Raw genomic sequence first — 24,887 nt, 5'->3', positions numbered from 1 at the left:
CGGTCGGCGTCTTGCAGATGCCGACCGCGACCTTTGTTGAGCGGAAATCGCTGGCGTGTGTCGATGGGTATCCTGTTGCCAAGCAAAGCGATTGCGTACACGCCATGCTCGCGGCTACAGGTAGACCACGCGCTCCCTGGCACTCGTCAGGAATTCCAGGGTCCCGATTGCTTGCTTGAACTTAGCGGCGGCCGCCGACCTGCCTTGTCGCGCCACCACGCAGGGAGCGATTGTGAGGTGCTCTGTTTCTGAAGGGTCGTGTGCTTGACGGGCCCCGTCCAGTGGCAGGCCGATGAGCCCGTCACGACGGATCAGGCAGCCGGAGGTGAGTTCAGGGTCGAGCGCAGCTGCGCGGCGCCGATCACTTCCGGTTCGTGCCGTAATTCGTGCAAGGCGTCGTCGGCCAAAAGATGGTCGAGCCGGGCGACATGCTCATCGATGGCGTTCACGTAGGGGTTGTCGCCGTTGAAGTGTGCGTTCAGATAGCGGTAGCAGCCTTCGAAATAACCATCGAGCCGGTCCTTCCAGACCATCCGATTGAAGTCCGGGGTCTTGCGCATCAGGTCCTCGGCCGAGCTGTAGACCGGTTTCGGCCGCCCTGGCTGCGCGTCGCCCGCCAGCCCGCAGATGGAAAACTCGCGATACAGGTGGTGCCAGCACTTTTCCAGATAGCAGGCGTCGGCCATCTGGGCGAGCAGATCGACCGTGCCGAGGAAATAGCCGAGATGCCGGTCACGCGGATCTGAGACGCGGATCTTGTCCAGCGCAATTTCGTAGCCGGTGAAATGCACGATCTGACGTGACACGTCGGCGTACTTCTCCAGCTGCGTGCCCTTTAGAAAATCGCTGATGAATGCACCGCTGCGAGCGACATGGCAGAGCGTGAATTCAGCGCCGTTGCGGTGGCCGACATCACGGTCGGAGCGCACATAACCGGCATCATGAAACAAGGCGATGATCACGCCCAGCATGGCGCGCTCGGTGCCCAGTTGCTCCGCCGGCGGCACGGATTGCTCGTAGCCATCGAGCAGGCGTGCGAAGGCCAGCGTGGCATCCAGGCTGTGTTGGGCATCGTGGTACCAGGTGTCGCAGCCTTTGAAGCCCGGCAGCAGACCGGCGAACAATGCGCTAAACGTCTGGAATGCACGGGAGATCAGGGCGACATCAACCGCGGTGAAGCGATGCGTCAACAGGTCGAGTACGGCGGTTTCAACCGCCTTTGGGTCCGCCAGGTGGACTGTGCCAGTGACGTCGTAATGTGCCTGTTGCCCCATTTCATATCCTCCGCGCTGCGCGGTCTGACGGGCCTTCTATGCTTTTCCGGATGGTAGACCGCGGTTTACTTCGCAGCCACATCCGAGCGTGACCCTGTTCTCAGTTCAAGGACAGCGCTGTGCAGGGCTGCTGGTCTGACATTGACGGTGGTTCCAGATACGGTCAGCGCAGGCCGCAGACCACCGGCGTGTGGTCGGACGGGCGCTCCCAGCGGCGTGGCTCGATATCGATGGCGAAGCTGTCGAATCGCTGGAGCAGCGGTTCGCTGATCAGATGATGATCGATCCGCAGGCCGAGCCCCCGACGGAAACCGCCCTGTCGATAATCCCACCAGGTGAAGCGCTGTTCCGGCGGGTCGATCCGGGTGAATGCGTCCGTCAGGCCGGTGTCCAGCAGCGCCTGGAGGGCGGCGCGTTCGGCGTCGCTGCAGAGAATGTGGCCTTCCCAGCGGTCCGGGTCATGGGTGTCGGCCTCGGTGGGTGCGATGTTGAAGTCGCCGGACACCACCAGATTCGGGTGTTCGGCGAGTATGTTCACCACGTAGTCGCGTAGGGCGGCGAGCCATTCCAGCTTGTAGGCGTATTTGTCCGATCCCACCGCCTGGCCGTTCGGCACGTAGACGCAAAGCGTGCGGATATCACCGATGGTCCCGGCGATCACCCGAGCCTGGGTATCGTCGAAGCCGGGAATGCCGGTGACGACGTCGCTGATCGGCTCGCGACTGACGAGGGCGACCCCGTTGTAGGTTTTCTGACCATGCCAGGCACAGTGCCAGCCGGCTTCCTGCAGGGCCTCGACCGGGAAGCGATCATCGGTCAGCTTGGTTTCCTGAATCGCGACGATGTCGACACCGTCCTCGCCCAACCACTGCAGCAGATGCGGCAGGCGCACGTTCAGCGAGTTCACGTTCCAGGTCGCGATGCGTGTGGGCGCGCTCATGCGGCCAGTCCATGCAGGCGCAGCAGGGCTTCCGGCTCCGGCGGCCGCCCGCGAAAGGCCTCGAACAACTCGGCAGCTGGACGGCTGCCACCCTTGGCGAGGATATTGTCGCGGAAGCGGGTAGCAGCCTCCGTGTCGAACACGCCGCGTTCAACAAACAACTCGAAGGCGTCGGCCGCGAGCAGCTCCGCCCACTTGTAGCTGTAGTAACCCGCCGCGTAGCCACCGGCGAAGATATGCGAAAAGCTGCAGGGGAAACGATGCCAGCTCGGTGGATGAATCACCGCCACCTCGCTGCGGACCTGAGCGAGCGTGTCCAGCACTTTCGCGGCTTCCCCGCGGACGTGGTCGCGATGCAGTCGCAGATCGAACAGCGCGAACTCCAGCTGGCGGACCGTCGCCATGCCGGCCTGGAAGCGGCGTCCCGCCCGCAGCTTGTTCAGCAGCGCATCGGGGATGGGCTCGCCGGTGTCGACATGACGGGCGAAGCTGTCCAGCGCCTCGCGCTCGTAGGTCCAGTTTTCCATGAACTGGCTGGGTAACTCGACAGCGTCCCAGGCCACGCCATTGATGCCCGAGACCGATAGCTCATCGACCTGAGTCAGCAGGTGATGCAGGCCATGGCCGAACTCATGGAATAGCGTCTCGACCTCGCTATGCGACAAACAGGCGGGCTTGCCGTCTACCGGCCCTCCGAAGTTGCAGACCAGGAAGGCGATCGGCAGCTGATCGATCGTGTCGGTGCGGTAGCGGCCCTGGCAGTCGTCCATCCAGGCGCCGCCGCGCTTGCCCGGCCGCGCGTAGGGGTCGACATAGAACAGGCCGCGTCGCTGGCCATGGTCGTCGACCACCGCGTAGGCGGTGACATCGGCATGCCACACATTCGCGTCATCCACCGCCTGGAAGCGCACGCCATAGAGTCGTTCTGCAACCGCCATCATCCCCGTGAGCACCTGCGGCGCAGGGAAGTAGGGCCGCAGCATCTCCTCGGACAGCCCCAGTGTTGCCTCGCGAAACTGCTCGGCGTAGAACCCGACGTCCCAGGGTTCCAGCGTGGAGGGGCCACCGACGCTGGTCGCGAAGCCGGCCAGCGCATCCAGCTCGGATTGCGCCGCGGGTCGCGCCTTGGTGGCCAGATCCAGCAGGAACTGCTCGACCGCGGCCGGTGAGTCGGCCATCTTGGTCGCCAGCGAATAGTCGGCGTAGGTCGGGTAGCCGACCAGCGCGGCCAGCTCCTGGCGCAGATCCAGAATGTCCTGGATGACCGGTGCGTTGTCCCAGTCGCCGGTCTTGGGCCCCTGGTCGGAGGCACGGGTCGCGTAGGCGGTGTAGACGCGCTCGCGCAGGCTTCGATCCTGGGCGTAGGTCATCACCGCGATATAGCTCGGCGCATCAAGCGTGACCGCATACCCGCTCAATTCCCTCGCCTTGGCGGCTTCCGCCGCGGCATCCAGGGCGCGTTGCGGCAGCCCGTCGAGATCCTCGACATGGTCGGTCTGCCACACCCAGGCTTCGGTGGCATCGAGCACCTGTTCCTGGAACCGCGTCTGGAGCACCGAAAGCTGTTGCTGGATTTCGGCATAGCGTGAGCGCTGCTCACCTTGCAGATGCACACCCGCCAGTCGGAAATCACGAATCGCGTGTTCGATGATGGTCTTGCGTGGTGTCGGCAACCCGGCGAAGTCCGCGGACTCGGCGATCTGCGCAAAACGCTGGTATAGCGCCTGGTTCTGTCCCATCTCGGTTGAGTAGGCCGAGAGCTTGGGCAGGCAGACGTTATAGGCGCTGCGCCACTCCGGGGTATTCGCGACACCGTTGAGATGGCTCACCGGCGAGAACACGCGGTGCAGGTCGTTGTCCAGCTGTTCGAGCTGCGCGACAAAGTTTGTCCAGCTCGGCGATTCCACTTGTTCGAGTTCGCGGATCGCGTCGCGGTTGGCCTGCAACACGGCATCCAGCGCTGGTTCGGCATGTTCCGGGCGAATGTCGGAGAACGGCGGCAGATCGCGGCCGCGAATCATCTCCAGCAAAGGGTTGCTCATGCGGGCATCGGCGGTGAAAAAACGGGGCGAAACTCTATCACGCAGGCGGCGCGCCGCCGTCCCTGCCCATGGGGTCAGAGCAGGCCGCGTGCGACCAGCGCCGCGGTCGCGGCCGAGCCGGACAGCAGGAATCCGGCAAAGCCCAGCGCTGCCTGCAGACGGTAGCGACGGACGAGCTTTTCCTGTGGTACCGCGGAGATCAGGAAGGGCTTGCGGTTGGCTGAGCGGGCCAGCACGTGAATGTCGGGTTGCGCCGCCTGCTCGGCGAGCTTGGCGCGCACCTGCTCCACCGCCCTGGCGCGCACCTGTTCCCATTCCGTCAGATCAATTTCGCCGTTGCCGTCGGCGTCGAACTCATGCAGCAAGGCTGCTTCATCGCGTTTCCATTCGGCAAGCAGTTCGCGAACATCCGCCTGTTCGTCGAACGCGTGATGCACGCCCTGAGAGCGAAACTGGCCCAGTGCATAGATGGGGTGCAGCAGAGGAATGCTGTGCTCGATATAGCGGTAGCGGCCGAACAGCCCGAACGAGCCGCTCTTGGGGCCACTGCGCGGTCGCGATGACGTCCCATGCCAGCGGTGGCGAATGCCGGGGATGACCTGGGCAGCCTCCGGGTCGACGATGCACTCCCCGGTGTCGTCGACCAACAGGAACAGGGCGTCGGAGCGGCCCTGGTCGATGGTGACCCAGCGCGTCGTGCGGCGTCCGTTCGAGTGTGAAGTCCGGCGCTCCTCGATCTTGAACCACCACCAGACGCAGGGGGCGTGGGTCAGCGGCGCGTGGATTGGCGGGCCGTCCAGCATCTTGCCGTAGCCGGTGAGCTCCACATAGCCCTGCGGGGCTGATCGGATCTTGGCCGTGGGCGTATCGGTGATCAGCCGCGAACGCTTCAGAAACAGAAAGCTGATGCACAGCGTGACCAGCGCCGCGACGATCAGGGCGCCGGTCCAGAACCAGAATTCGCCATTCGGAGCGGTGGCGATGTCCGTTAGCAGTGCGTCCACCTGTGGTGTCAGTCAGCCCGGGCGGGCGTCTTGGGCCTCAACTGAACAGGGCGCGCACGTCCACGTCCGCCTTCTCGGTTTCCGAGAATTCCAGCAGATCCGCCGACTTGAAATTGAAGATGCGCGCGATCAGCACATCAGGCACCTGCTCGATGCGCACATTGTTGTTGTTCACGGTCTCGTTGTAGTACTCGCGACGATCGGAAATGGCGTTCTCCAAGCCGGTGATGCGGGCCTGCAATTGCTGGAACGATTGGTTTGCCTTGAGCTCCGGATAGGCCTCGGCCACCGCGAACAAATTGCCCAGCCCGAGCCGCATCTGGGTCTCGGCTTGGCCGACGCCCTTGACGTCGCCATTGGCTCTTGCCGCCTGCGCGGCCGAGCGTGCCTGCATCACTTTTTCGAGCGTTTCCTGCTCGAACTTCATGTACTGTTTGCAGGTCTCGATCAACTTTGGCAGCTCGTCGTGACGCTGCTTGAGCAACACGTCGATGTTGCTCCACGCCTTGCTGACGGCGTGCTTCAGATTGACCAGATTGTTGTAAATGACGATGCCATACAGCACAGCGCCGAGGGCAATGCCCCAGAAAACGAACGTGCTGATCGCACTCGATGCAGATTCCATCCCCGATTCCCCGCGGTTCGATTGCAAAAGTCTAGGCCCTGACCGGTCCGGTCACAACGCGAACCCGGAAACTTTCATCTCATTGCAGGAGCCAATCCCTATCGTCGGTCGCAGATTCTCGTGAGATTGCGCCAGACGACATGCCAAGGATTCATGGAATGACAACGAAAACAGACTTTCTGGTGATCGGTGGCGGCAGCGCCGGCGTCGCCACCGCGCGGCGGGCCGCCAAGCATGGTGCCCGGGTGATTCTGATTGAGCGGGGCCGCATGGGCGGCACTTGCGTCAATGTTGGCTGCGTGCCGAAAAAGGTGATGTGGCAGGCCGGGAGGTTAGCCAAGTCCATGAGCGACATGCCTGACTACGGGTTCGACGGTAATCCCATGACCCACGACTGGGGCCGCCTGGTTGAGCGGCGTGAGGCCTACATTCGCCGGCTCAATGGGATCTACGATTCGAACCTGGATCGCGAAGGCGTGGAGGTGGTGCGGGGCGCGGCGCAGTTCGTAGGCCCGCGGCGTGTGCGTGTCGACCAGGCCGAGTTCGAAGCCGAGCATGTGCTGGTGGCCGTGGGCGGACGGCCGAGCCGCCCGCAGATACCGGGCGCCGAATTGGGCATCGATTCCGATGGTTTTTTCGCGCTTGAGGCCTTGCCGCCACGGGTGGCTGTCGTGGGTGCCGGCTACATCGCCGTCGAGCTTGCGGGCATTCTCGCGGCGCTGGGCAGCCAGACCAATCTGCTGTTCCGCCGCGACACCGTGCTGCGTGATTTCGACGCCATGCTGGGCCCGCTACTGGCCGAGGCGATGAGCGACCAGAAGGTGCGGATGCTCGCGAACAGTCCGGTGTCGAAGGTCGAACGCGACGGCGAGGACCTGCTGGTCCACCACGGCGCTCCGGAACCTCTGCGCGTGGATCAGGTCCTCTGGGCAGTGGGTCGTTCCCCCGAAACCCAAGCGCTGAGGCTGGACGCAGCGGGTATCGAAATGGACGAACGCGGCTTTGTGCCGGTCGATGCCTACCAGAACACCAATCAGTCTGGCGTTTACGCGGTGGGTGACGTGACCGGCGGGCCGGCGCTGACGCCCGTAGCGATTGCAGCCGGTCGACGGCTGGCGGACCGTGTATTCGGCGGCCAGACAGGCCGGCATCTGGACATGAACATGATCCCGACGGTGGTGTTCTCCTCACCCACCATCGGCACGGTCGGTTTGACCGAGCAGCAGGCGCGCGAGCAGTTCGGTGATGCGGTCAAGGTGTATCGATCCACCTTCCGCTCCCTGTACTACGGCGTGCTGGACAACAAGCAGATCAGCTGTTTCAAGCTGGTCTGCGTGGGCGACGACGAACGTGTCGTCGGCTGCCACCTGTTCGGTGGCGGGGCCGATGAAATGCTGCAGGGCTTCGCCGTGGCCATGAAGATGGGCGCGACCAAGCGTGATTTTGACGAGACGGTGGCCATCCACCCGACGAGTGCTGAAGAGCTGGTGACGATGACATGACAGGCTTTGCAAACGGCGCAGGACGCGCCCTGGCGTTGACCGGCTTGGCCGTGATGCTGCTGACCGGCTGCGCCGGGCAGAAGGTGCTGAACGCGTTCACGCCGCAACGTGGGCTGGAAAAGGCGACCAATCTGTCCTACGGCCCGGAGCCGCGGCAGAAGCTCGATATTTACTCGCCCACGGATGCGAGCGGCGCCCCGGTGGTGGTGTTTTTCTACGGCGGCCGCTGGAGCGATGGCAGCAAGGAGCTCTACGAGTTCGTCGCACAAGCCCTGACGTCGCGCGGCTTTGTCGCCGTCGTACCCGATTATCGGCTGTATCCGGCGGTGCGGTTCCCGGCCTTTGTTGAAGACGGCGCTGCGGCGGTCGCCTACACCCGGCAGATTGCGCAGCGCTACGGCGGCGATCCGGACAAGCTGTTCGTGATGGGGCATTCGGCGGGCGCCCACATCGCCGCGATGCTGGCAACCGATGGCCGTTTCCTGCAGGCGCAGGGCGGCAGTCGGCAGTGGCTGCGTGGTTTCATCGGGCTGTCCGGTCCGTACGATTTCCTGCCGATCGAAGACGAGCAGCTGCGGGCCGTGTTTGGTCCGGAATCCGAGCACCCGCAGTCGCAGCCGGTGAATTTCGTTGATGGACAGGTGCCGCCGACCTTGCTGCTGCACGGCGAGAATGACCAGTCGGTCTATGCCAACAACTCGCGCGACCTGGCTCAGCGCATCGCGGAAGAGGGTGGCGAGCCGAAGCTGATCATCTATTCCAAGATGTCGCACGAGAAGATGCTGGCGGTGTTCGGTGCGCCGCTGCGTGGGCTGTCCGATGCCGTGGACAAGGTCGCCAGCTTTGTCCGTGAACAATCCAAGCGGTCTCGGTCGGTATCGCCGCCGGTGAACGAGAAGCCTGCGGTATCATCCGAGCATTCATTCGAAACGCGACCCATCGATGACGAAGACGCTCGTCCTGCTACGACACGGCCAGAGCCAGTGGAACCTTGATAACCGGTTCACGGGCTGGGTGGATGTTGATCTTTCCGAAAAAGGGGTAGCCGAGGCCAAAGCCGCCGGCAAATTAATGCAGGATGAGGGCCTGGCCTTCGATGTCGTGCATACCTCCTTGCTCAAGCGCGCGATTCGCACCATGCAGCTCGCCATGGAGGAATCGGATCAGCTGTGGGTGCCCGTGCGCCGCAGCTGGCGATTGAATGAACGGCACTACGGCGGTCTTCAGGGGCTGAACAAGGCCGAGACCACCGCCAAGCACGGCGAAGAGCAGGTGCTGGTGTGGCGTCGCAGCTACGATACCCCGCCGCCTGAAATGCCGGTCTCCGACCCGGGCCATCCCGCCAATGACCGTCGCTATCAGGGGCTCGACAAGCGGGTTCTGCCCGGTACCGAGTCGTTGAAGCTGACGCTGGAGCGCGTGCTGCCGTATTGGCACGACGCCATTGTCCCCGACCTGCTGGCGGACAAGACGGTACTCGTCGCAGCGCACGGCAACAGCCTGCGTGCCATGGTCAAGTATCTGGACGGGATCTCCGATGACGAGATCACCGGCCTGAACATACCCACCGGCATCCCGCTCAAGTACACGCTGGACGATCAGCTCAACGTCGTCGACAAGGGTTATCTGGGCGACGAGGACGCTGCCAAGGCTGCGGCAGAAGCGGTCGCGAATCAGGCGAAGGCCTAATCGCGGACAGGCTCGCGGAACAGTCGGTCGCTGGCCGGCAGCGATTGCGTTCATCCGAAGCGGCTTTGGAGGCTGTTTGATGCGAGTTCGCATGTCCGTGCCTACCGATTCGGCACCGAGCGACGGGGTGTTGGCGTGACGGCTGATCTCGAACTGCTGGGCTGGACGGCTGCAGAATCGGCGCAGGTTCCGGGCGACGCGATTGTCGCCCGCGTTTTTGCGGTGCATCGCAGCGAAATCAAGGTGCGAGGCCGAGTGGCCTTCAAGCGCGTAGATCGCGCATTGGCTGGTGGGCTGGACGGCGTGGCGGTCGGTGACTGGCTCCAGTTTTCGCCCGATGGTGCGCTACTGCGCATTCTTGATCGCAGGAACGCGATCACGCGAAAGGCCGCCGGCGAGCATGTGCACCGTCAGGTGCTCTCCGCCAATGTGGACCGGCTGCTCATTGTCACCAGTTGTAATCAGGAATTCAGCCAGCGGCGATTGGAGCGTTACCTTGTTCTGGCATGCGACTGCGATGTTGTGCCGGAAATCGTGCTCACGAAAGTCGACCTCACGGATGATGCCGCGCACTACGCAGCCCAGGCCGGCGGCCTCCTCAAGGATGTGCGCGTCCATCTTGTGAACGCGCTAGATGCCGCGAGCCTGCACACGCTTTCGTCCACAATTCGTGTCGGTGAAACGCTGGCGGTCGTCGGTTCTTCGGGTGTGGGCAAGAGCACCCTGGGCAACGCACTTGGAGCGCCGAATCTGGAAACGGGCGATATCCGCAAGATGGATGACAAAGGCCGGCATACGACGACGGTGCGCGCCATGTTCGAATTGCCGAGCGGCGGCTTGCTGATCGACAACCCCGGTATTCGCGAGCTACAGCTGACGGATTGTGAACACGGTATCGCGCGCGTGTTTTCCGACGTGTTCGAACGGGCTGAGCAGTGCCAGTTTCTGGATTGCCAGCACGAGACGGAACCCGGTTGCGCGGTGCGGGCTGCGGTCGACAGCGGTGACCTGCCAGCACGGCGACTGGACAGCTTGTCCGAACTGCGTGACGAGCAGGCGCGCAACACCGAGATTCTCGAGACCAAGCGCCGGCGTTCACGCGATATCGGCCACAAGTTTCGCAAGCTGAACTGGTCCAAGCGCGCCAAGCGCGGCCAGTGAGCGGAGCGGTATGTCGGCCACCACCCGGAGATCCACACGGCCTCATCCCGTATTCTTGGGGGCCATCCGATGATGCTGTTGCCCTCAATGTATCTGACGCGATCACGATGGTTGTTTGCCTGCTGCGCGTCCGTCCTGCTGTTCGGCGGCTGCGGCGGGGACACGCGCAACGCTGATTTGGCGGAGGGCGAGACTCTCGGAGCCGGCTCATACACTCGCGTGGTCACCGTCGACGGTCGTGAGCACAGTTATCGTCTTTATGTGCCGGATGGCGTAGAAATGAACAGTGACGTCGATCTGCCGCTAGTGGTATCGCTTCACGGCGGCGGATCGAACGCGGGAGAACACGATCTATTCACCCAGCTCCGGGACACTGCGGACGACGCCACGTTTCTGCTCATGACCCCGCAGGGGTTTCGCAGCACCTGGAACGCCGGTTCTTGCTGCGCGCCGGCAAGCGCGCAGGAGATCGACCACGTTGCGGTGATTGCCGCCCTGCTGGACGACGCGGAGTCTGTCCTGGCGCTGGATTCGCAGCGGGTCTACGCAACGGGTCACTCAAACGGGGGCATGATGGCCTACCGTCTGGGCTGCGAGCTGTCCGAACGTATCGCCGCGATCGCCCCCAATGCGGCGACGATGATGGATCGCAATCTGGACGCCGACCCGGTCGAGACGGTGTTCGAGTGTTTACCAGGACGCCCAGTACCGGTTTTCCACATGCATGGTCTGGCGGACACCTGCGTGCCATTCGAGGGGGGGGCGAGCACCGGGCCGGAGGGCGGGCAGCGCCCACCGGTATCGGACTCGATCGATTTCTGGGTCGACAATAATCGCTGCTTGCTGCCGCCGCTGCTCAGCTCCTACTCGAACGGCAACGCGAGCTGCGAGAGCTACCGGGGCTGTCAGGATAGTGCCGTGGTCACGCTTTGTACCATCGAAGGTGGCGGCCACACTTGGCCCGGTCCGGGTAGTAACCCCTCGGAAGCGACCTGCGGAGGGAGTGGGGTGACCGATCTCGACGCAAACACGCAGATTTGGGAGTTCTTCTCGGAGCACAGCCTCTAGCCAACCGGATTGGCACTACAATGCGCGCCCTGCTCAGACCGCATTGTTTTTCCCATGCTTCTCACCGCACGCCAGCTTGATCTTCATGTCGGCACACACGCCATTCTCGATCAGGCTGATCTGGTCATCGAGCCGCGTGAGCGCGTTTGTCTGGTGGGTCGCAACGGTGCTGGAAAATCGACGCTGCTGAAGCTGATTGCGGGCGAGATCACGGCCGACGGCGGCGAAATTGATCGTAGCAATGCGCCGATCATCGCGACGCTGCCGCAGGAGGTCCCGCAGGGGATGACCGGCGCGGTCTACGACGTGGTCGCAGCCGGCCTCGGCGAGGCGGGACAGCTGGTCGCCGACTACCATCATGTTCTGGCCACCGAGCCGGAAAATCTCAACAAACTCGCCAAGGTTCAACAGGCATTGGAGGCGGCTGACGGCTGGACGCTCTCGAGCCGGGTCGACGCCACTCTGTCGAGGCTTTCACTCGACGGAAGCCTGGCGTTCGAATCACTGTCGGGTGGTCTCAAGCGGCGTGTGCTGCTCGCGCAGGCCCTGGTCACAGACCCAGACCTGCTGCTGCTGGATGAACCGACCAATCACTTGGATATCGACAGCATCCGCTGGCTGGAGGAGTTTCTGCTCGGTTGGGACGGCACGCTGCTGTTCATCACCCATGACCGCGCGTTCCTCAAGCGGCTGGCGACCCGCATCATCGAACTGGACCGTGGGCGGCTAACCAGCTGGCCGGGAACCTACGAGGATTACCTGCGCCGCAAGGCCGAGGCGCTGGAGGCCGAGGCCCAGCAGAACGCCTTGTTCGACAAGAAGCTGGCACAGGAAGAAACCTGGATTCGGCAGGGCATCAAGGCACGGCGCACGCGCAACGAAGGCCGCGTGCGCGCGCTCAAGGCCCTGCGTGCGGAATACCAGCAGCGGCGTACGGTGCAGGGCACGGCCAAGATCGCGGTCGAAGAGGCTGAGCGCAGCGGCAAGCTGGTGACCGAGGTGACCGACCTGCGTTATGCGTTTGGGGATCTGTGCATCGTCGATGGCCTGACGACCACGATTCTGCGCGGCGACAAGATCGGCGTGCTAGGCCCTAACGGTGTGGGCAAGACCACCCTATTGCGCCTGATGCTGGGCCAGCTGCAGCCGGATGCCGGCACCGTGGAACTGGGCACCAAGCTGGAGATCGCCGTGTTCGATCAGCTACGCGATCAGCTGGACCCCACCAAGACGGTGGTCGACCACATCGGCGATGGCAAGGAGACCGTCACCATCGGTGGCAAAGAAAAACATGTGATCAGCTACCTCGCCGATTTCCTGTTTCCGCCAGACCGCGCCCGCAGCCCGGTGCGCGTGCTCTCCGGCGGTGAACGCAGCCGACTCATGCTTGCACGGCTGTTCTCCAGGCCATCGAATCTGATGATTCTCGATGAGCCCACGAATGACCTCGATGTCGAGACTCTGGAATTGCTGGAGGAACGGCTGATCGAGTACGCCGGCACCGTGATCGTCGTCAGCCACGACCGGGCCTTTGTCGACAATGTGGTCACGCGCACCCTGGCCTTCGAGGGCGGCGGACGCGTGGGGGATTACGTCGGCGGCTACGAGGATTGGTTGCGGCAGCGCGTGTCGCCGAAACCGCGACCAGCGAAGTCGAGTGCCCAGTCTGGCGCCGCGAAGAAACCGGCGGCTGGCCCCAAGCGCAGCTACAAAGTACAAAAAGAGTTGGACGAGTTGCCGGCGAGAATCGAGACCCTGGAGCGCCGCCAGGCAGAGCTGGCGCAGGAACTCCAGCAGGCTTACGAGTCCGCGCCCGAGCGGGTCGGGGCGCTGCAGTCTGAAACAGACCAGGTTTCCAGCGACCTTGTGGCCGCCTATGCCCGCTGGGAGGCGCTGGAAGGCTGAGCGCCGTACGCGTCAGCAATGTCGTTCAGCAGCAGCGCCGCATGGGTTTGTAGCCAGGCCAGCGCGTCCTCCGCATCCGCTTCGAACCATGCTTGCGCCGAACCGAGGCGAAAGCTGTAGCCCCAGGCATCCATGTCGGCGAATGCACGCGCGCGCCCGAAGCCGGTGATCCGGTCCGCCAGCAGAATTTGCAGGTAGCAGACGGCGTTTTCCTCGGCGTCGTCGCAGTTGGCGTCGGTGTTCAGGCTGGTTCGCCCGCAGGCGCGGGCGCAAAGCCAGTGCCCGCCCTCGTGCAGCACTGAGTGCAAGGGCGTGTCCGCTCGGACGAACAGGTCGTCGTCCACCAGGCCGGCTTCGGGGTCGCCCCAGTAGCTGCCGGGGATGGGCGCTCCGGGTGGCACATCGACCAGGGTCAGGCCCTGCGGCGCGAAGACTTGTTCGAGTTCCTCGCGCCGGATGTCCGCTACGGTGAGGACGGGTGCGTGTACGCCGGTGGCCACTCGCCGTCCGTCTTCAGGTAGCGGTCGCGCAGCAGGGTCTGCCGACTGGTCATCGATTGCAGCCTGCCATTGATGATCACCGCCTCGGCCATGGTCGTGACCTCCAGTGGGTCGCCGGACCAGACGACGGCATCGGCTGCCTGTCCCGGCATCAGGCCGCCTGACGCATTGCCGAGCCCGTATATTTTCGCGGGATTGACGGTCACGGCGGCCAGCGCGGCATCCCAGGGCAGGCCATGGGCCACGGCATTGCCGGCCAGTTGGCGGATGTTGCGGGCCTGGTGCGATTCGCCATCGTCGGCGATTGCGATCAGCACGCCGGCTCGGTGCAGCATGGCCGCAGCATCCGGTCGCGCGCCGAGGTGCTCAAAGCTCGCCGGCAGGTTGTGGAGCGGGTTGAGAATCACCGGCACATCGGCCGCCGCCAGGTCCTTGGCGACGATCCAGGCCTCCGAGCCACCGGCGACGATCAGCCGGAGTCCGAATTCCTTCGCCAGCGCCATGGCCGCGCGGATGTCGGAGGCGCGATCGACACGCGCGACGACAGGCAGATCGCCCGCCAGGGCCTTGAGCAGCACCTCCCGGGCCGGTCGCCGGATGGCGTAGCCGGGGTTGGCCGTCGACTTCTGACCGGCGGGCAGGGCATCCCAGGCCTTGGCGTCTTGCAGTGCTTCGCGCAGTTCGCCCAGGGTGCCGGCGCGCGAGCCCCCGGTGAAATCGGCGCCGTGTTCGCCCAGCGTGATGAACAGGGCGGCCCGCGGTTTCAGAACAAACTCGGTCGCCGGCGCGAGGCTGATCACGCTGCCCTGTCCGGCGAACAGGCTGCCGGGTGGCGTGGCCAGCCAGGCCGATGGGCTGGCCGGTGCCACCATGGCGCGCGTCACGCCCTCGATCCGGTTGATCGGGATCAGCGTGGAGCGTGGGTTGATCGCGCCGGTAATGTCGAAGGCCGCGCCCAGATGCGTGCTTGCCGACTGGTTGTCGACGGTGCCGGAGACCAGCTCGACTTCTTCCGTGCCCAGTGCCGATAGCGCGTCGAACAGGCCCGGCGTGACCACCTTGCCCTTGCCCGCCACGGTTTGTACGTCCTTGGCGACGGACAGCTTGGGCCCGAGGGCGGCGATCTTGCCATCGCGAATCAGCAAGCTGCCGCGATCCAGTGTGCCGGCTTCGCCCAGCGTGTGGATTGTGGCGTCGGTGATGGCTACGCGCTGCTGCGCGACGGCGCCCGTGACGAACCCAAGGGCGATCAGGGCGGCGGAGAGTTGGAAGCGGATCACGAGTTCACCTCCACGATGCCGAGTTTGAAGTCGCGCATGGGTTGCTTGTTTGGGTCGTTGCGATCGTAAAGCAGGGCGCCATCAACGAAGACCTGATCGGCGAGCGTATAGACGGAGAATGGGTTGCCGGACCAGATCACGACATCCGCCATCTTGCCCGTCTCCAGCGTCCCCGTCTGATCGAGCACGCCCATGGCCTTGGCCGGGTTGGCCGTGAGCCAGCGGATCGCGTGTTCAGGCTTGATGTCCATGCCCACACGATTGCCGGCCGCCATGGCCTTGGCCGCTTCTTGGTTCAGACGCTGGATTCCATATTCGTCATCGGAATGAACAATGGCGCAGCCGTTCTTGGCGGCATCGACCATGGCGATGTTCTCGCGAATGCCGTCGAAGGCTTCCATCTTGAAGCCCCACCAGTCGGCCCACAGGGCCGCACAAACACCCCGTTCGCCGAGCAGGTCGGCGATCTTGTACGCCTCTACCGCATGATGAAACGCCGTGATCTTGTAGCCGAACTCCTGTGCCACATCGAGCATCGTGGCCATTTCGTCGCCGCGATAGCAGTGGTTATGGACCAGGATGTCGCCTCGTAGCACGCCGGCCAGCGTTTCCAGCTTGAGGTCACGTTTGGGTTGGTCCGCCGGGTCTGCGTCCTCGCCCTTGGCCTCCCAGCGGTCCCACTGGTCGCGATACTCGGCCGCCTCGATCCAGGCCGAGCGGTAGCCGAACACGTTGCCCATTCGTGTGTACGGCGTCTGACGTCCGGGGCCATAAACCCGCTTCGGGTTCTCGCCGCAAGCCATCTTCAGCGCGTGCGGTGCGCCGGGAAATTTCATGCCTTGATAGGTCGTGGATGGCACGTTTTTCAGCGTCACGCCGCGGCCACCGAACAGATTCGCAGAACCCGGCAACACCAGCAGCGAGGTGATGCCACCGGCCAGTGCCGTGTCGAACCCCGGATCCTGCGGCCACACGCCATGCTCGGCCCACACCCCGGCGGTATTGTTGCCGGTGATTTCGTTGCCGTCGGACAGCGCGGCGACGGAGGGCGATGGATAAACGCCCAGATGCGAGTGCGCGTCGATGACACCGGGTGTCACCCAGCGCCCTTTGGCGTCGATGGTGCGAGCGCCGCGCGGGGCCGAGATATCCGCGCCGATCGCCGCGATCTTGCCGTCGCGCAGCAGCACGCTGCCATCGTCAATGCGCTCGCCGGTCCCGGTGAGCACGGTGGCGTGCTGGATCAGCGTGGTGTCTGCGGGCAGCGGGGTGTAGGTCGACGCAAACGGTTCGCGCGGTGTGTCAGCCGGATCGGTGGAGGATCCACAGGCCGCGAGTACGAGCGTCGTCGACGCGAAGAGAAGCCAGCGTGATGTCATGGAAGATGCAGTGCGCAGAAAAGACCCCTGCAGCCTACCGCCACCGCGTCGTCGGGTGAAGCGAGGCAAGGCAACCGTCGCCGCTCCCGTGTGGGAATCTTCGGCCAGACGGCGGCTGTGGCGGGACGAGGGGGGCTGTTGGCGATATCCTTGCATGGAACTTTTCCGTAAAGTTTCTACTGAACTAGTCCGGCGACGATCGGACCGGTGCGGCGGGCTCTCGCCCGAAACCGCGCTGCTACACCATCCACTCAACACTCGCAGGACGCGGGTCACTCGTTGACGCGCGTCGTTTGCATGGAGAACTTGGTCATGGGGCCTGCAAATCGACGATCTCACGTGGCGCTGCTCGGCAGCTCCGCGCTCATTCTGTTTGCGTCTTACGCAAACGCATCCGAACCGGCTTCCCAGGAAGTTACCGCACCCGGCACGCCAGGGCAGTCGCTTACGGTCGAATGGACTGGAACGGCGCTGGCGGGTGCCTCCGGCGCAGCGACCAACTCCTGTGCACAGGGCACGGACGATTCGCATGACATCGTGCTGACGGTCCCGGCCGGTTTCTACGATTCCAACTCGTTGATCGCCGATTTCCACATTGAGTGGGACGCGGGCTCCGATGTCGTGGTTGCGACCGATCCCGATCTCGTGCTGACGATCTACCAGGACGGCGCGGAACTCGGCTCCAGCGACGGTGGTTCGCCGGAAGAGAACGTGCGGGTCAGTGATCCTCAGGCCGGAACCCTGACCGCTGTGGTGTGTCCGTTCCTGGCCAGTGGTGCTACCGACTACAGCGCAAGTCTGACGCTGACGGCGGTTGGTGAAGCGGCCTGCGTGATGGCTCCTAGCAAGGCAATCGCCTCGGCCTCGCCTGTGACGTCCGGGTTCAGCAACACTGACCCCGAAGGCCTGCGAATTGGCAACTACGACAAGTTCTTCGCCGAAGACGCGACGAGTGTGTCCGCGGTGCCGAGTTCCGGTTTCAGTGGTCGACTGTTGTCGGCTCAGTTTGACCGTCAGTTGGGCACGCCGACCTTCCTGTGGGCCAAGCAGACAGCAACTCCGGCTGCCGTGGGGGCGCTGGCCTCCGACCGTGAATTACTGATCGCGCAGGCAAAGGCGCATCTGGCGACGGAAGCCAAGCAGCTGAACCTGACGGCCGAGATGATCGAGAATGCCGAGGTCGTGAACGCACAGTTCAACGGCACCGGTCCGGGCATCGTGCGGTTCCGTCAGCGGGTGAACGGTCGGGAAGTGTTCCAGCGTTATATCAACGTGTTGCTGGATCGCTCCTATCAGCCCGTGGCGGTCTCCGGTTATTTCGCCACCGATTATGATGTCGATGCGCTCGCCGCGCAGACGCCGATTCTGTCAGCGGCACAAGCCGTGGCCGGTGCCTGGGGTCTAATGGGTGGCGTGATGAACGCCCTGGATCTCGTGCCGCAGGAAACCCAGGGCGAGTACACCTGGTTCAACATCCCGAACCTGCTCGATTCCCATGTGCTGGAGCGTCGTCCGCGCAGTCGTCCGATTTATTACCCGCGTGGCAACACGCTGGAGCCAGCGTTCTACGTGGAGCTGTTCAGCCGCACCCGTGTGGGTGGTGCTCTGAGCGCGTTCGCATTCGTGGTCTCCGCGCAGGACGGCAGTCTGCTACACCGGAAGAACCTGGTCTCCGATGCGACCTATTCGTACCGCGTGTTCGCCGACGCCACGGCGCCCTATGCCCCCTTCGATTCTCCTCTGGGCAACGGGCAGACCCCGTTCGCCGCCGCCACGCCCGATGTCAACGTGCCGCGCGTGTCGGCATCGACCAACCTGGTGACGCTGGAAGCCGGCCCGATTTCCACCGGTGACCCCTGGCTGGAAGAGGGTGCAACGACCACCGTCGGTAATAACGTCGAAGCCTGTATTGACAGCCTCGACACGCCGGTCTCGGGCATCATTTCGAACCCGCTGAACCTGTGCACGCCGATCATCGACGGCGTCATCGGTGACACCTACGGTGCGACCAACGGCGACAGCACGTTCGACTATGATCTGGTAGCCGATACCGATCCGAGCACGGCCAATGCCCAGCAGGCAGCCGTCGTCAATCTGTTCTACATCAACAACTGGTTGCACGATTGGTGGTATGACCATGGCTTCGACGAAGCCTCAGGCAATGCCCAGCTGGATAACTACGGCCGTGGCGGTGTCGACGGTGACCCCATTCTCGCGCAGGGTCAGGATGCCTCTGGTCGCAACAACGCGAACATGGCGACACCGGCGGACGGCTCGTCCCCGACCATGCAGCAGTATCTGTTCGACGGCGCCCTGGCCGGTGAGGTCAAGCAGCTGACACCGACCGAAACCGACCCCTTCGGGTTCACCGGCGCCTCGTTTGGCCCGGCGACCTTCGACGTGACTGGCTCCGTGGTCATCGCCAGCGACAGCCTGGGTGATTCCGATACGGATGGCTGCGGGTTTGCTGACCCTGTCGCCGGTTTGGTCAATGTGCCCGGAATCCCGCAACTGGCGTTGGCGGGCAATGTCGCGCTCATCGACCGTGGCGGATGTCCGTTCACCACCAAGGCGCAGTTTGCGTTGGCGTCCGGTGCTTCGGCCATGGTCGTGGTCAACAATGTCGACACCGCACCGATCACCATGGGCAATGCAGACGTGCCGATTGTGCCGTTGCCGAGCAGTCCGACCGATCCGCTCTACCAGATTCCGTCGGTGATGATCAGCAAGGCCGATGGCCAGATCATCAAGGACAATCTGGCGGCGGGCGAGGTCACCATGCGGGTCAATCGCGAGCCATCTCTGGATGCCGACGGCACGCTGGACAACCAGATCATCGCGCACGAGTTCTTCCACTACGTGCACCATCGTCTGACCGATTCCAGCAACCAGCAGGCCGGTGCCATGTCCGAAGGTTGGGGCGATATCAACGCCTTCATGCTGTCGGCTCGTGAAGATGACGCGAATGCGCCGTTCAACACGAACTACTCCGGCGCCTACTCGCTGGCTGGCTACGTGACGTTCAACTTCTACAACGGCATTCGCCGGGCACCGTACTCCACGGACTTCAACCTGAACGCGTTCACGTTCAAGCACATCTCCGATGGCGAACCGACACCGGATGGCGGCGATGGCGCGACGAACTCGGCCGTGCATAACTCCGGTGAGATCTGGGCCAACATGATGTGGGAATGCTATGCCGGGTTGATCAACGATCCGCGTCACAGCTTTGCCGAGGCCCAGTCGCGGATGAAGGACTACATCATCGGCGGCTTCAAGATGACGCCGGCCAACGCGACCTTCACCGAAGCCCGAGATGCCGTGCTGTCCGTGGTCCTGGCGAACGATTACCTGGACTTCGAGGCCTGTTCCAACGGCTTCGCCAAGCGCGGTGCCGGCCTGGAAGCGGTTGCCCCGGCGCGTGACAGTGCGGATCACGTGGGCGTGGTCGAGGACTACACGCCCTTCGTCTGTGAAGCCAGCCAGGGTGGTGGCGATGGAGATGACGACATCGGCAACCCTCCGACCGGTTCCAGCGGTAGCCTGGGCCTGGGTGTGCTCGCCTTCCTGCTGGCGATGAGCATGGCGCTCACCTACCGCCGCCGAGAGGTGCAACCCCAGCGCTAGCGATTCGCTTAGCTGGATAGTCAAAACCGGGCGCTGGGTTTCCAGCGTCCGGTTTTTTTTATGTGGATGACGCGGTGCCGCGGCTGCCAACCCCGCGTGCGGCGCTACGCGGCCGTTCGTGTTCGGGATCATCCGCCCATGAACGGGCCTGTTTTGTCGCGAGTGTTTCATCTGCGCCGAGCACACTGTTCAGATCGCGTCCGTCCGGGCGCCCGGGGCTCGTGTTGTTATGGATCGTCGTCGTTTTCTTCGTCAGTCCGGATTGCTGACTGGTGTAGCGCTGGTGCCGGTGTTCAGTGGTTGTGGCTCATCAACCGACCCGACCGGGCGGGAGCCACCGACCGATGGTGCAGCGGCCTTTAACCACGGCGTCGCCAGTGGCGATCCGCTCAGCGATCGCGTGATCTTGTGGACGCGGGTGACGCCGGCGCAAGACGGCCCGGTGGCGGTGCGCTATCAGGTCGCCACCGACCCGGCGCTGCAGGCTATTGTTGCCGATGAGGTGGTCATGACGACGGCCGAGCGGGACTACACGGTCAAGGTTGATCCGGCGGGCCTGCAGCCGGGAACGACTTATTACTACCGGTTTAGTGTCGGCGAGACGCGGTCGCCGGTCGGCCGCACCAAGACCTTGCCGGTGGGCAGCGTCGACCGTCTGCGGTTTGCGTTCACATCCTGTTCCAATTACCCGGCGGGCTACTTTTCCACCTACCGCCACATGGCCGCGCGGCAGGATCTGGATGCGGTGTTCCATCTCGGCGACTTTCTCTACGAAAGCGGCAGCAGCGGCAGTCTGGATCGAGCGCATTTTCCGGATCACGAAATCGTTTCGCTCACCGACTACCGGCAGCGGCACGCGCAGTACAAGACCGATCCGGACCTGCAGGCGCTGCAGCGACAGCATCCGATGATTTGCGTCTGGGACGACCACGAATCGACCAACGATTCCTGGTCGGACGGCGCGCAGAATCACACCGAAGGCGACGAGGGCGTCTGGCTGGAGCGCAAGGCCACCGCGATCCAGGCCTATTTCGAGTGGATGCCGATCCGGGTGGTGGACCCAAATGATGATCAGCGGATCTGGCGCCAGTTCACCTTTGGTGATCTGGTTGATCTGCTGATGCTCGACACGCGCTTGTATGGCCGCGATGAGCAGTTGCCGACGCCTCCGCTGAACTCGCAAGACCTGAATGACCCCTCACGGCAGTTGCTCGGTGGCGTGCAGGAAGCCTGGCTTGCGGGCCGGCTGGCAACCACCAGCGCGCGGTGGAAGATCCTCGGGCAGCAGGTGATGTTCGGTCAGCTGCGGCTGGCGTCGTTACCCGATCTCTCCGTACTGGGACTGACTCTGGCCGAGGAGCTGCTGGCGCTGAATGCCGACCAGTGGGATGGCTACCCGGCGGCCCGCGATCGCGTGTTCAACATGATCGAGGCGAACGGTCTGGATGATGTCATCGTGCTCACCGGCGACATCCACAGCAGCTGGGGCATGGAGCTTTATCGTGATCCGGGTGATCTGCTGACCTTGCTCGACAACATCGTCGGCGATCCGGTGGACCTGGGGCTGATCAAGGGTTTGGGTGTGGAGTTCGTGACACCCTCGGTGACCTCCAGCGGGTTTCCGGCCGGCACCACGCCGCTACTGCAGGCCGCGTTCAATCTTGTTGACCCGCATATCAAATATTTCGAGGGCGAGCAGCACGGCTATGTGCTGCTGGACATGACCCACGAGCGCACGCAGGGCGAGTGGTGGTATGTCGATTCGATCACCGACCCGGCGTCCGGCGAGTACTACGCCACCGGCCTGTTCACGCGCTCCGGGGAAAATCATCTGCGGCGCGCGGAGGCTCCTACAGAAGCCCGGCCCGATGCGCCGGTCCTGGCGCCGTAGAAAAGCACCGATTCACACAGCGCTTTTCTGGCGACCTTCGGCGGTCGTTCGGCGGCTGTTCTAGCGCAGCGTTGTTCGGAACACGGAGAACCGCGAATCGCGCTGCACGCGCTCAAGCAGGCGGTCGCTGGTGTAGACCAGCTGGCCGCGTTCCAGGCGTTGGAACGTCGCATTGCCGGGCCCGCTGATGCGTTGCTCATCACCAAACCCGCCAGCCGTGACCGTGGCGGCGTAAACGCGCCAGCGCCAGTCGTCGCTGCGGCTGTCAGACCAGGTCAGTGTCAGCGTGCCCAGCGCGGTGGTTCCGAACACCGGACGGCGGGCCATGCCCGGATTGGCCACGTTGGTCACTGCGATAGGCGCGGTGAAGTTCGCACCGTCGTCGGCCGAACGTGCGCTGCGGATGAACAGGTCGCGGCCGGAGGAGCCGCTGTTGTCCTTGGCGTCCCAGGCCACGACAAGCGCGCCCTCCTCAGTGAAGGCGAGGGTGGAATGCCAGTCGGCATGGCTGGCGTCGCCGCTGGCATTGACGGGGGCGGACCAGTCGCCTCCAGCAGCGCGTGTGGCGACCAGAATCTCCCAATCGTCCGGATCGGTGCCCTCGCCGGTGAGCAGCGAGCCGGTCCAGCCGGGCTCGCTGTCGAAGCGGTTGTCTTGCCAGCTGACGGCGATCAGGCCGTCACCACGGACAGCGACGGCAGGTGCAATCGACGCGGGATGCCGTGCACTACGCGTATCCACCAGCGGGATGGCGGGGTTCACGGACTTGCCGGCACCCGACAGATTAATGGGTTCGGCGTCCTGTCCGACCACCCGGGCCATGATGTCGAAGGCCGCCAGATTCAGCGGCGCGGGCAGTGTGCCGGTCGCGTTGTCCTGCCACACGACCACCGGAAGTCCTGTGGGGGTGACATCGATGTCCGGGTGCATGGCCCGGCCCGCGCCCTGGCTGACGACCACTACATCGCCCCAGTTTTCGCCGTTGTCGACGCTGCTGCGCAGGTGAATCTGCGGGCGGCGTGGCGTCTGATCCTCGCCCTCGTCCTGCCAGACCACCCATACCGTGCCGTTGCGTGCGGCCACACGGGGAAAGCGTGCCGTGCGCGATGTGCTGAGCACGACGGGGTCGGTGAGCGTGTCCCGGCCGGTTGAGCCGCGACGGTAGACGACGGTGGTGGCGGCGGGCTGATGCTGTTCCGCGACGAGATGCACGGCCGACCCGGCTACGGCGACATCGGCAAAGCCGTGGAAATCAGCGCCGGAGAACGCCGGTTTGGCGTTATCCGACAGCGCCGAATCGACGGGCACCGGGATTTCCGGTTGCGGCTCGGCCCGTTCACCGGTGACCGATACGAAGATGGGCGTGGTCATCGCCAGGAGCTGATCGCTGGGGTTGGCAGGGGCGCCGAGTCCGGAAATCACTCCCGGGCCGCGCACCATCAGATACCACCATCCGTGGCCTGCATTGGGCGCCGTCACATCCAGCGTGATGGCGCCGGTGGCGAGCTCGGTTCCGCTCAGGGTGGCCAGCGGCTCGAGCGGATTGTCCGGACCGTTGTCCCGACCCGGCGCGGCATACAGCCGAACGTCCAGACCCAGCGCGCGTTCGGCGCCGATGCGCAGCTGAAAGCGGGTGCCTGGCTCCGCAAGCAGCTCGTCGCCGACCACGCCCTCGAAGCGGCCATCGCCGTCAACGTCGGCCTCCAGCGTCAGGAACGGACCTAATGGACCGGACGACACGGTCGTCCTGCCGGCGGCCAAGCCCTGAAGAATGGCGCGCTCGGAATCATCGGCCGCGAACACGTAAGTGGTGGGCGAGCCGGGGCCAGAGATCGCCCACAGCAGCTTGTCGTGATTGTCACTGGCGCCGACCACGCCAAATCGCCAGCCAGCGTTCCAGCGGTTTTCGGCGTAGTCGATCTCCGCCTCGGGGTTTTCGCCGCGGTTCCAAACCTCGGCCAGCGCCTGACCGACCTGTGAGCCGAAGGCATTGGCGGTGTCGTTTGCCTGGTCATAGCTGCGCCGGTCGGGGTGAGCCTGATTCCACAGCGCGCCTTGTGCACGGATGTCCCACAGCGACTGCTGAACGGTTCTGAATCCGGGATCGCCCGCCGGGCCCGCGCCCTGTACGGCCGTGTCGATGTGGCCGAAGACGGTGCAATGCGGCGAGCCGTTGGCCTCCTCGCCGGTGATCAGCAGTAACTGGTCGCTGTCCCACAGCGGGTCGTAGTGCTGGTCGAAGGTGCGATGATCGGTTAGCGGCATCCAGTCCAGTTGCTGCAGCACGGCAAAGCCGATCTGGTCCGCGATGCTGGTCGTGCCGGGACCGCGGTCGTCCAGCCCCTGCCGCAGAAAGCTGCCGTCGCTGGAATGATCGTTGTGCACGTGACCGTCCCCGCCATACCAGGCGCCTTGGGGCGCGTCTGGCAGGAAGGTCGCCGCCACGTTGCGGTCGGCCGTCATGCTCAGGCTGCAGGTCTCGCCCTCGCAATCGCCTGACCAACCGGCGAAGTAGTGACCGGTGGCGGCAGCAGCGGTCAGCGTCACGCTGGTTCCATCCTCGAACTCGGCCGAGGCTTCGCTGCAGTCCGTGTCGCAGCGCAGGCCTTCGGGCGTGCTGGTCACGGTGCCGCGCCCGTTCAGGCCTGGTTTGGTCACGTGCAGCGCGGGCTGGCTGATTGGCTCGAAGCGCGCGGTGACGGTGGTTGGCCCACTCAAGGTCAACATGCATTGTGCGGTGCCCGAGCACGCGCCGCCCCAGCCCGAAAAGCGGTTGTCCGTCGCTGGCTCGGCGACCAGCGTCAGCGTGGTCGTGGCCTCGAAGTCGGCGCTGCACTGGGCTCCGCAATCGATCGTGCCCGGTGGCTCCGATCGAACAGAGCCGGCCCCGTCACCAATGCGTTCGACGCTGATCGAGACCGGCTCCGGCGGCGGCTCCTGAAACGTCACGTTCGTGGAATCCCGACTGTCGCAGGCAGTGAGGATCAGCAGGGGAACAAG

At 64.2% G+C, this 24,887-nt stretch carries 17 protein-coding genes; 8 read left to right on the top strand and 9 right to left on the bottom strand.

Annotated features, from left to right (window positions below):
• Window positions 1–311: 311 nt before the first annotated feature.
• The 5 genes from ACE1EY_RS14805 to ACE1EY_RS14785 all read right to left on the bottom strand — a co-directional run bounded on the left by ACE1EY_RS14805 (window position 312) and on the right by ACE1EY_RS14785 (window position 5,885).
• A complete protein-coding gene (locus ACE1EY_RS14805) occupies window positions 312–1,274 on the bottom strand; it encodes a hypothetical protein (RefSeq protein ID WP_291512834.1) in 963 nt (320 codons plus the stop codon).
• Between the two features lie 163 nt (window positions 1,275–1,437).
• A complete protein-coding gene (xth, locus tag ACE1EY_RS14800) occupies window positions 1,438–2,214 on the bottom strand; it encodes an exodeoxyribonuclease III (protein ID WP_291512833.1) in 777 nt (258 codons plus the stop codon).
• Window positions 2,211–4,256 (bottom strand): M3 family metallopeptidase, encoded by a 2,046-nt coding sequence (locus tag ACE1EY_RS14795; protein ID WP_291512832.1) that lies wholly within the window; start codon window positions 4,254–4,256, stop codon window positions 2,211–2,213. The genes xth and ACE1EY_RS14795 overlap by 4 nt, the downstream gene beginning before the upstream one ends.
• Window positions 4,257–4,330: 74 nt before the next feature.
• Window positions 4,331–5,260, bottom strand: a complete 930-nt coding sequence (locus ACE1EY_RS14790; protein ID WP_291512831.1) for a GIDE domain-containing protein — start codon at window positions 5,258–5,260, stop codon at window positions 4,331–4,333.
• Between the two features lie 37 nt (window positions 5,261–5,297).
• On the bottom strand, window positions 5,298–5,885 hold the full coding sequence (locus ACE1EY_RS14785) for a LemA family protein (protein WP_291512830.1): 588 nt from the start codon (window positions 5,883–5,885) through the stop codon (window positions 5,298–5,300).
• Between the two features lie 158 nt (window positions 5,886–6,043).
• On the opposite strand from ACE1EY_RS14785, the gene gor reads away from it, so the two are divergent.
• The 6 genes from gor (at window position 6,044) to ACE1EY_RS14755 (ending at window position 13,210) form a co-directional block, all read left to right on the top strand.
• Window positions 6,044–7,387 carry a glutathione-disulfide reductase gene (gor, locus tag ACE1EY_RS14780; protein ID WP_291512829.1) on the top strand — a complete coding sequence of 448 codons (1,344 nt, stop codon included), beginning with the start codon at window positions 6,044–6,046 and terminating at the stop codon, window positions 7,385–7,387.
• The gene (locus tag ACE1EY_RS14775) at window positions 7,384–8,382 is read left to right on the top strand and encodes an alpha/beta hydrolase (protein WP_291512828.1); all 999 of its coding nucleotides are present in this window, start codon (window positions 7,384–7,386) and stop codon (window positions 8,380–8,382) included. The genes gor and ACE1EY_RS14775 overlap by 4 nt, the downstream gene beginning before the upstream one ends.
• Window positions 8,330–9,076 (top strand): 2,3-diphosphoglycerate-dependent phosphoglycerate mutase, encoded by a 747-nt coding sequence (gene gpmA / locus ACE1EY_RS14770; protein ID WP_291512827.1) that lies wholly within the window; start codon window positions 8,330–8,332, stop codon window positions 9,074–9,076. The genes ACE1EY_RS14775 and gpmA overlap by 53 nt, the downstream gene beginning before the upstream one ends.
• A gap of 135 nt (window positions 9,077–9,211) precedes the next feature.
• Window positions 9,212–10,237 (top strand): ribosome small subunit-dependent GTPase A, encoded by a 1,026-nt coding sequence (gene rsgA / locus ACE1EY_RS14765; protein ID WP_291512826.1) that lies wholly within the window; start codon window positions 9,212–9,214, stop codon window positions 10,235–10,237.
• A gap of 69 nt (window positions 10,238–10,306) precedes the next feature.
• Window positions 10,307–11,305, top strand: a complete 999-nt coding sequence (locus ACE1EY_RS14760) for a PHB depolymerase family esterase (protein WP_291512825.1) — start codon at window positions 10,307–10,309, stop codon at window positions 11,303–11,305.
• Window positions 11,306–11,359: 54 nt separating this feature from the next.
• The gene (locus ACE1EY_RS14755; RefSeq protein WP_291512824.1) at window positions 11,360–13,210 is read left to right on the top strand and encodes an ATP-binding cassette domain-containing protein; all 1,851 of its coding nucleotides are present in this window, start codon (window positions 11,360–11,362) and stop codon (window positions 13,208–13,210) included.
• Here the strand turns inward: ACE1EY_RS14755 and ACE1EY_RS14750 are convergent.
• Genes ACE1EY_RS14750 through ACE1EY_RS14740 form a run of 3 tightly spaced genes read right to left on the bottom strand, consistent with a single transcriptional unit; the run spans window position 13,180 to window position 16,369 of the window.
• The gene (locus ACE1EY_RS14750) at window positions 13,180–13,710 is read right to left on the bottom strand and encodes a hypothetical protein (protein WP_291512823.1); all 531 of its coding nucleotides are present in this window, start codon (window positions 13,708–13,710) and stop codon (window positions 13,180–13,182) included. The genes ACE1EY_RS14755 and ACE1EY_RS14750 overlap by 31 nt on opposite strands.
• On the bottom strand, window positions 13,674–14,990 hold the full coding sequence (locus ACE1EY_RS14745) for an amidohydrolase family protein (RefSeq protein WP_291512822.1): 1,317 nt from the start codon (window positions 14,988–14,990) through the stop codon (window positions 13,674–13,676). Before ACE1EY_RS14745 ends, ACE1EY_RS14750 begins: the two co-directional genes overlap by 37 nt.
• Window positions 14,987–16,369, bottom strand: a complete 1,383-nt coding sequence (locus tag ACE1EY_RS14740; protein ID WP_291512821.1) for an amidohydrolase — start codon at window positions 16,367–16,369, stop codon at window positions 14,987–14,989. Before ACE1EY_RS14740 ends, ACE1EY_RS14745 begins: the two co-directional genes overlap by 4 nt.
• 312 nt (window positions 16,370–16,681) lie before the next feature.
• On the opposite strand from ACE1EY_RS14740, the gene ACE1EY_RS14735 reads away from it, so the two are divergent.
• The gene (locus tag ACE1EY_RS14735; protein ID WP_370300520.1) at window positions 16,682–19,996 is read left to right on the top strand and encodes a M36 family metallopeptidase; all 3,315 of its coding nucleotides are present in this window, start codon (window positions 16,682–16,684) and stop codon (window positions 19,994–19,996) included.
• Window positions 19,997–20,225: 229 nt separating this feature from the next.
• Entirely contained in the window at window positions 20,226–21,887 is a 1,662-nt protein-coding gene (locus ACE1EY_RS14730; RefSeq protein WP_291512819.1) for an alkaline phosphatase D family protein, read from the top strand.
• A gap of 60 nt (window positions 21,888–21,947) precedes the next feature.
• Here the strand turns inward: ACE1EY_RS14730 and ACE1EY_RS14725 are convergent, their stop codons facing one another.
• Window positions 21,948–24,836: a CehA/McbA family metallohydrolase gene (locus ACE1EY_RS14725; RefSeq protein WP_291512818.1), complete on the bottom strand. Its 2,889-nt coding sequence runs from the start codon at window positions 24,834–24,836 to the stop codon at window positions 21,948–21,950.
• Window positions 24,837–24,887: the final 51 nt, after the last annotated feature.

It is taken from the genome of Abyssibacter sp., from assembly GCF_964229365.1.
Classification (GTDB): Bacteria; Pseudomonadota; Gammaproteobacteria; order Nevskiales; family OUC007; genus Abyssibacter.
The sequence above is the reverse complement of the archived record's forward strand: the minus strand, read 5'-3'. Positions and strand labels throughout refer to the sequence as shown.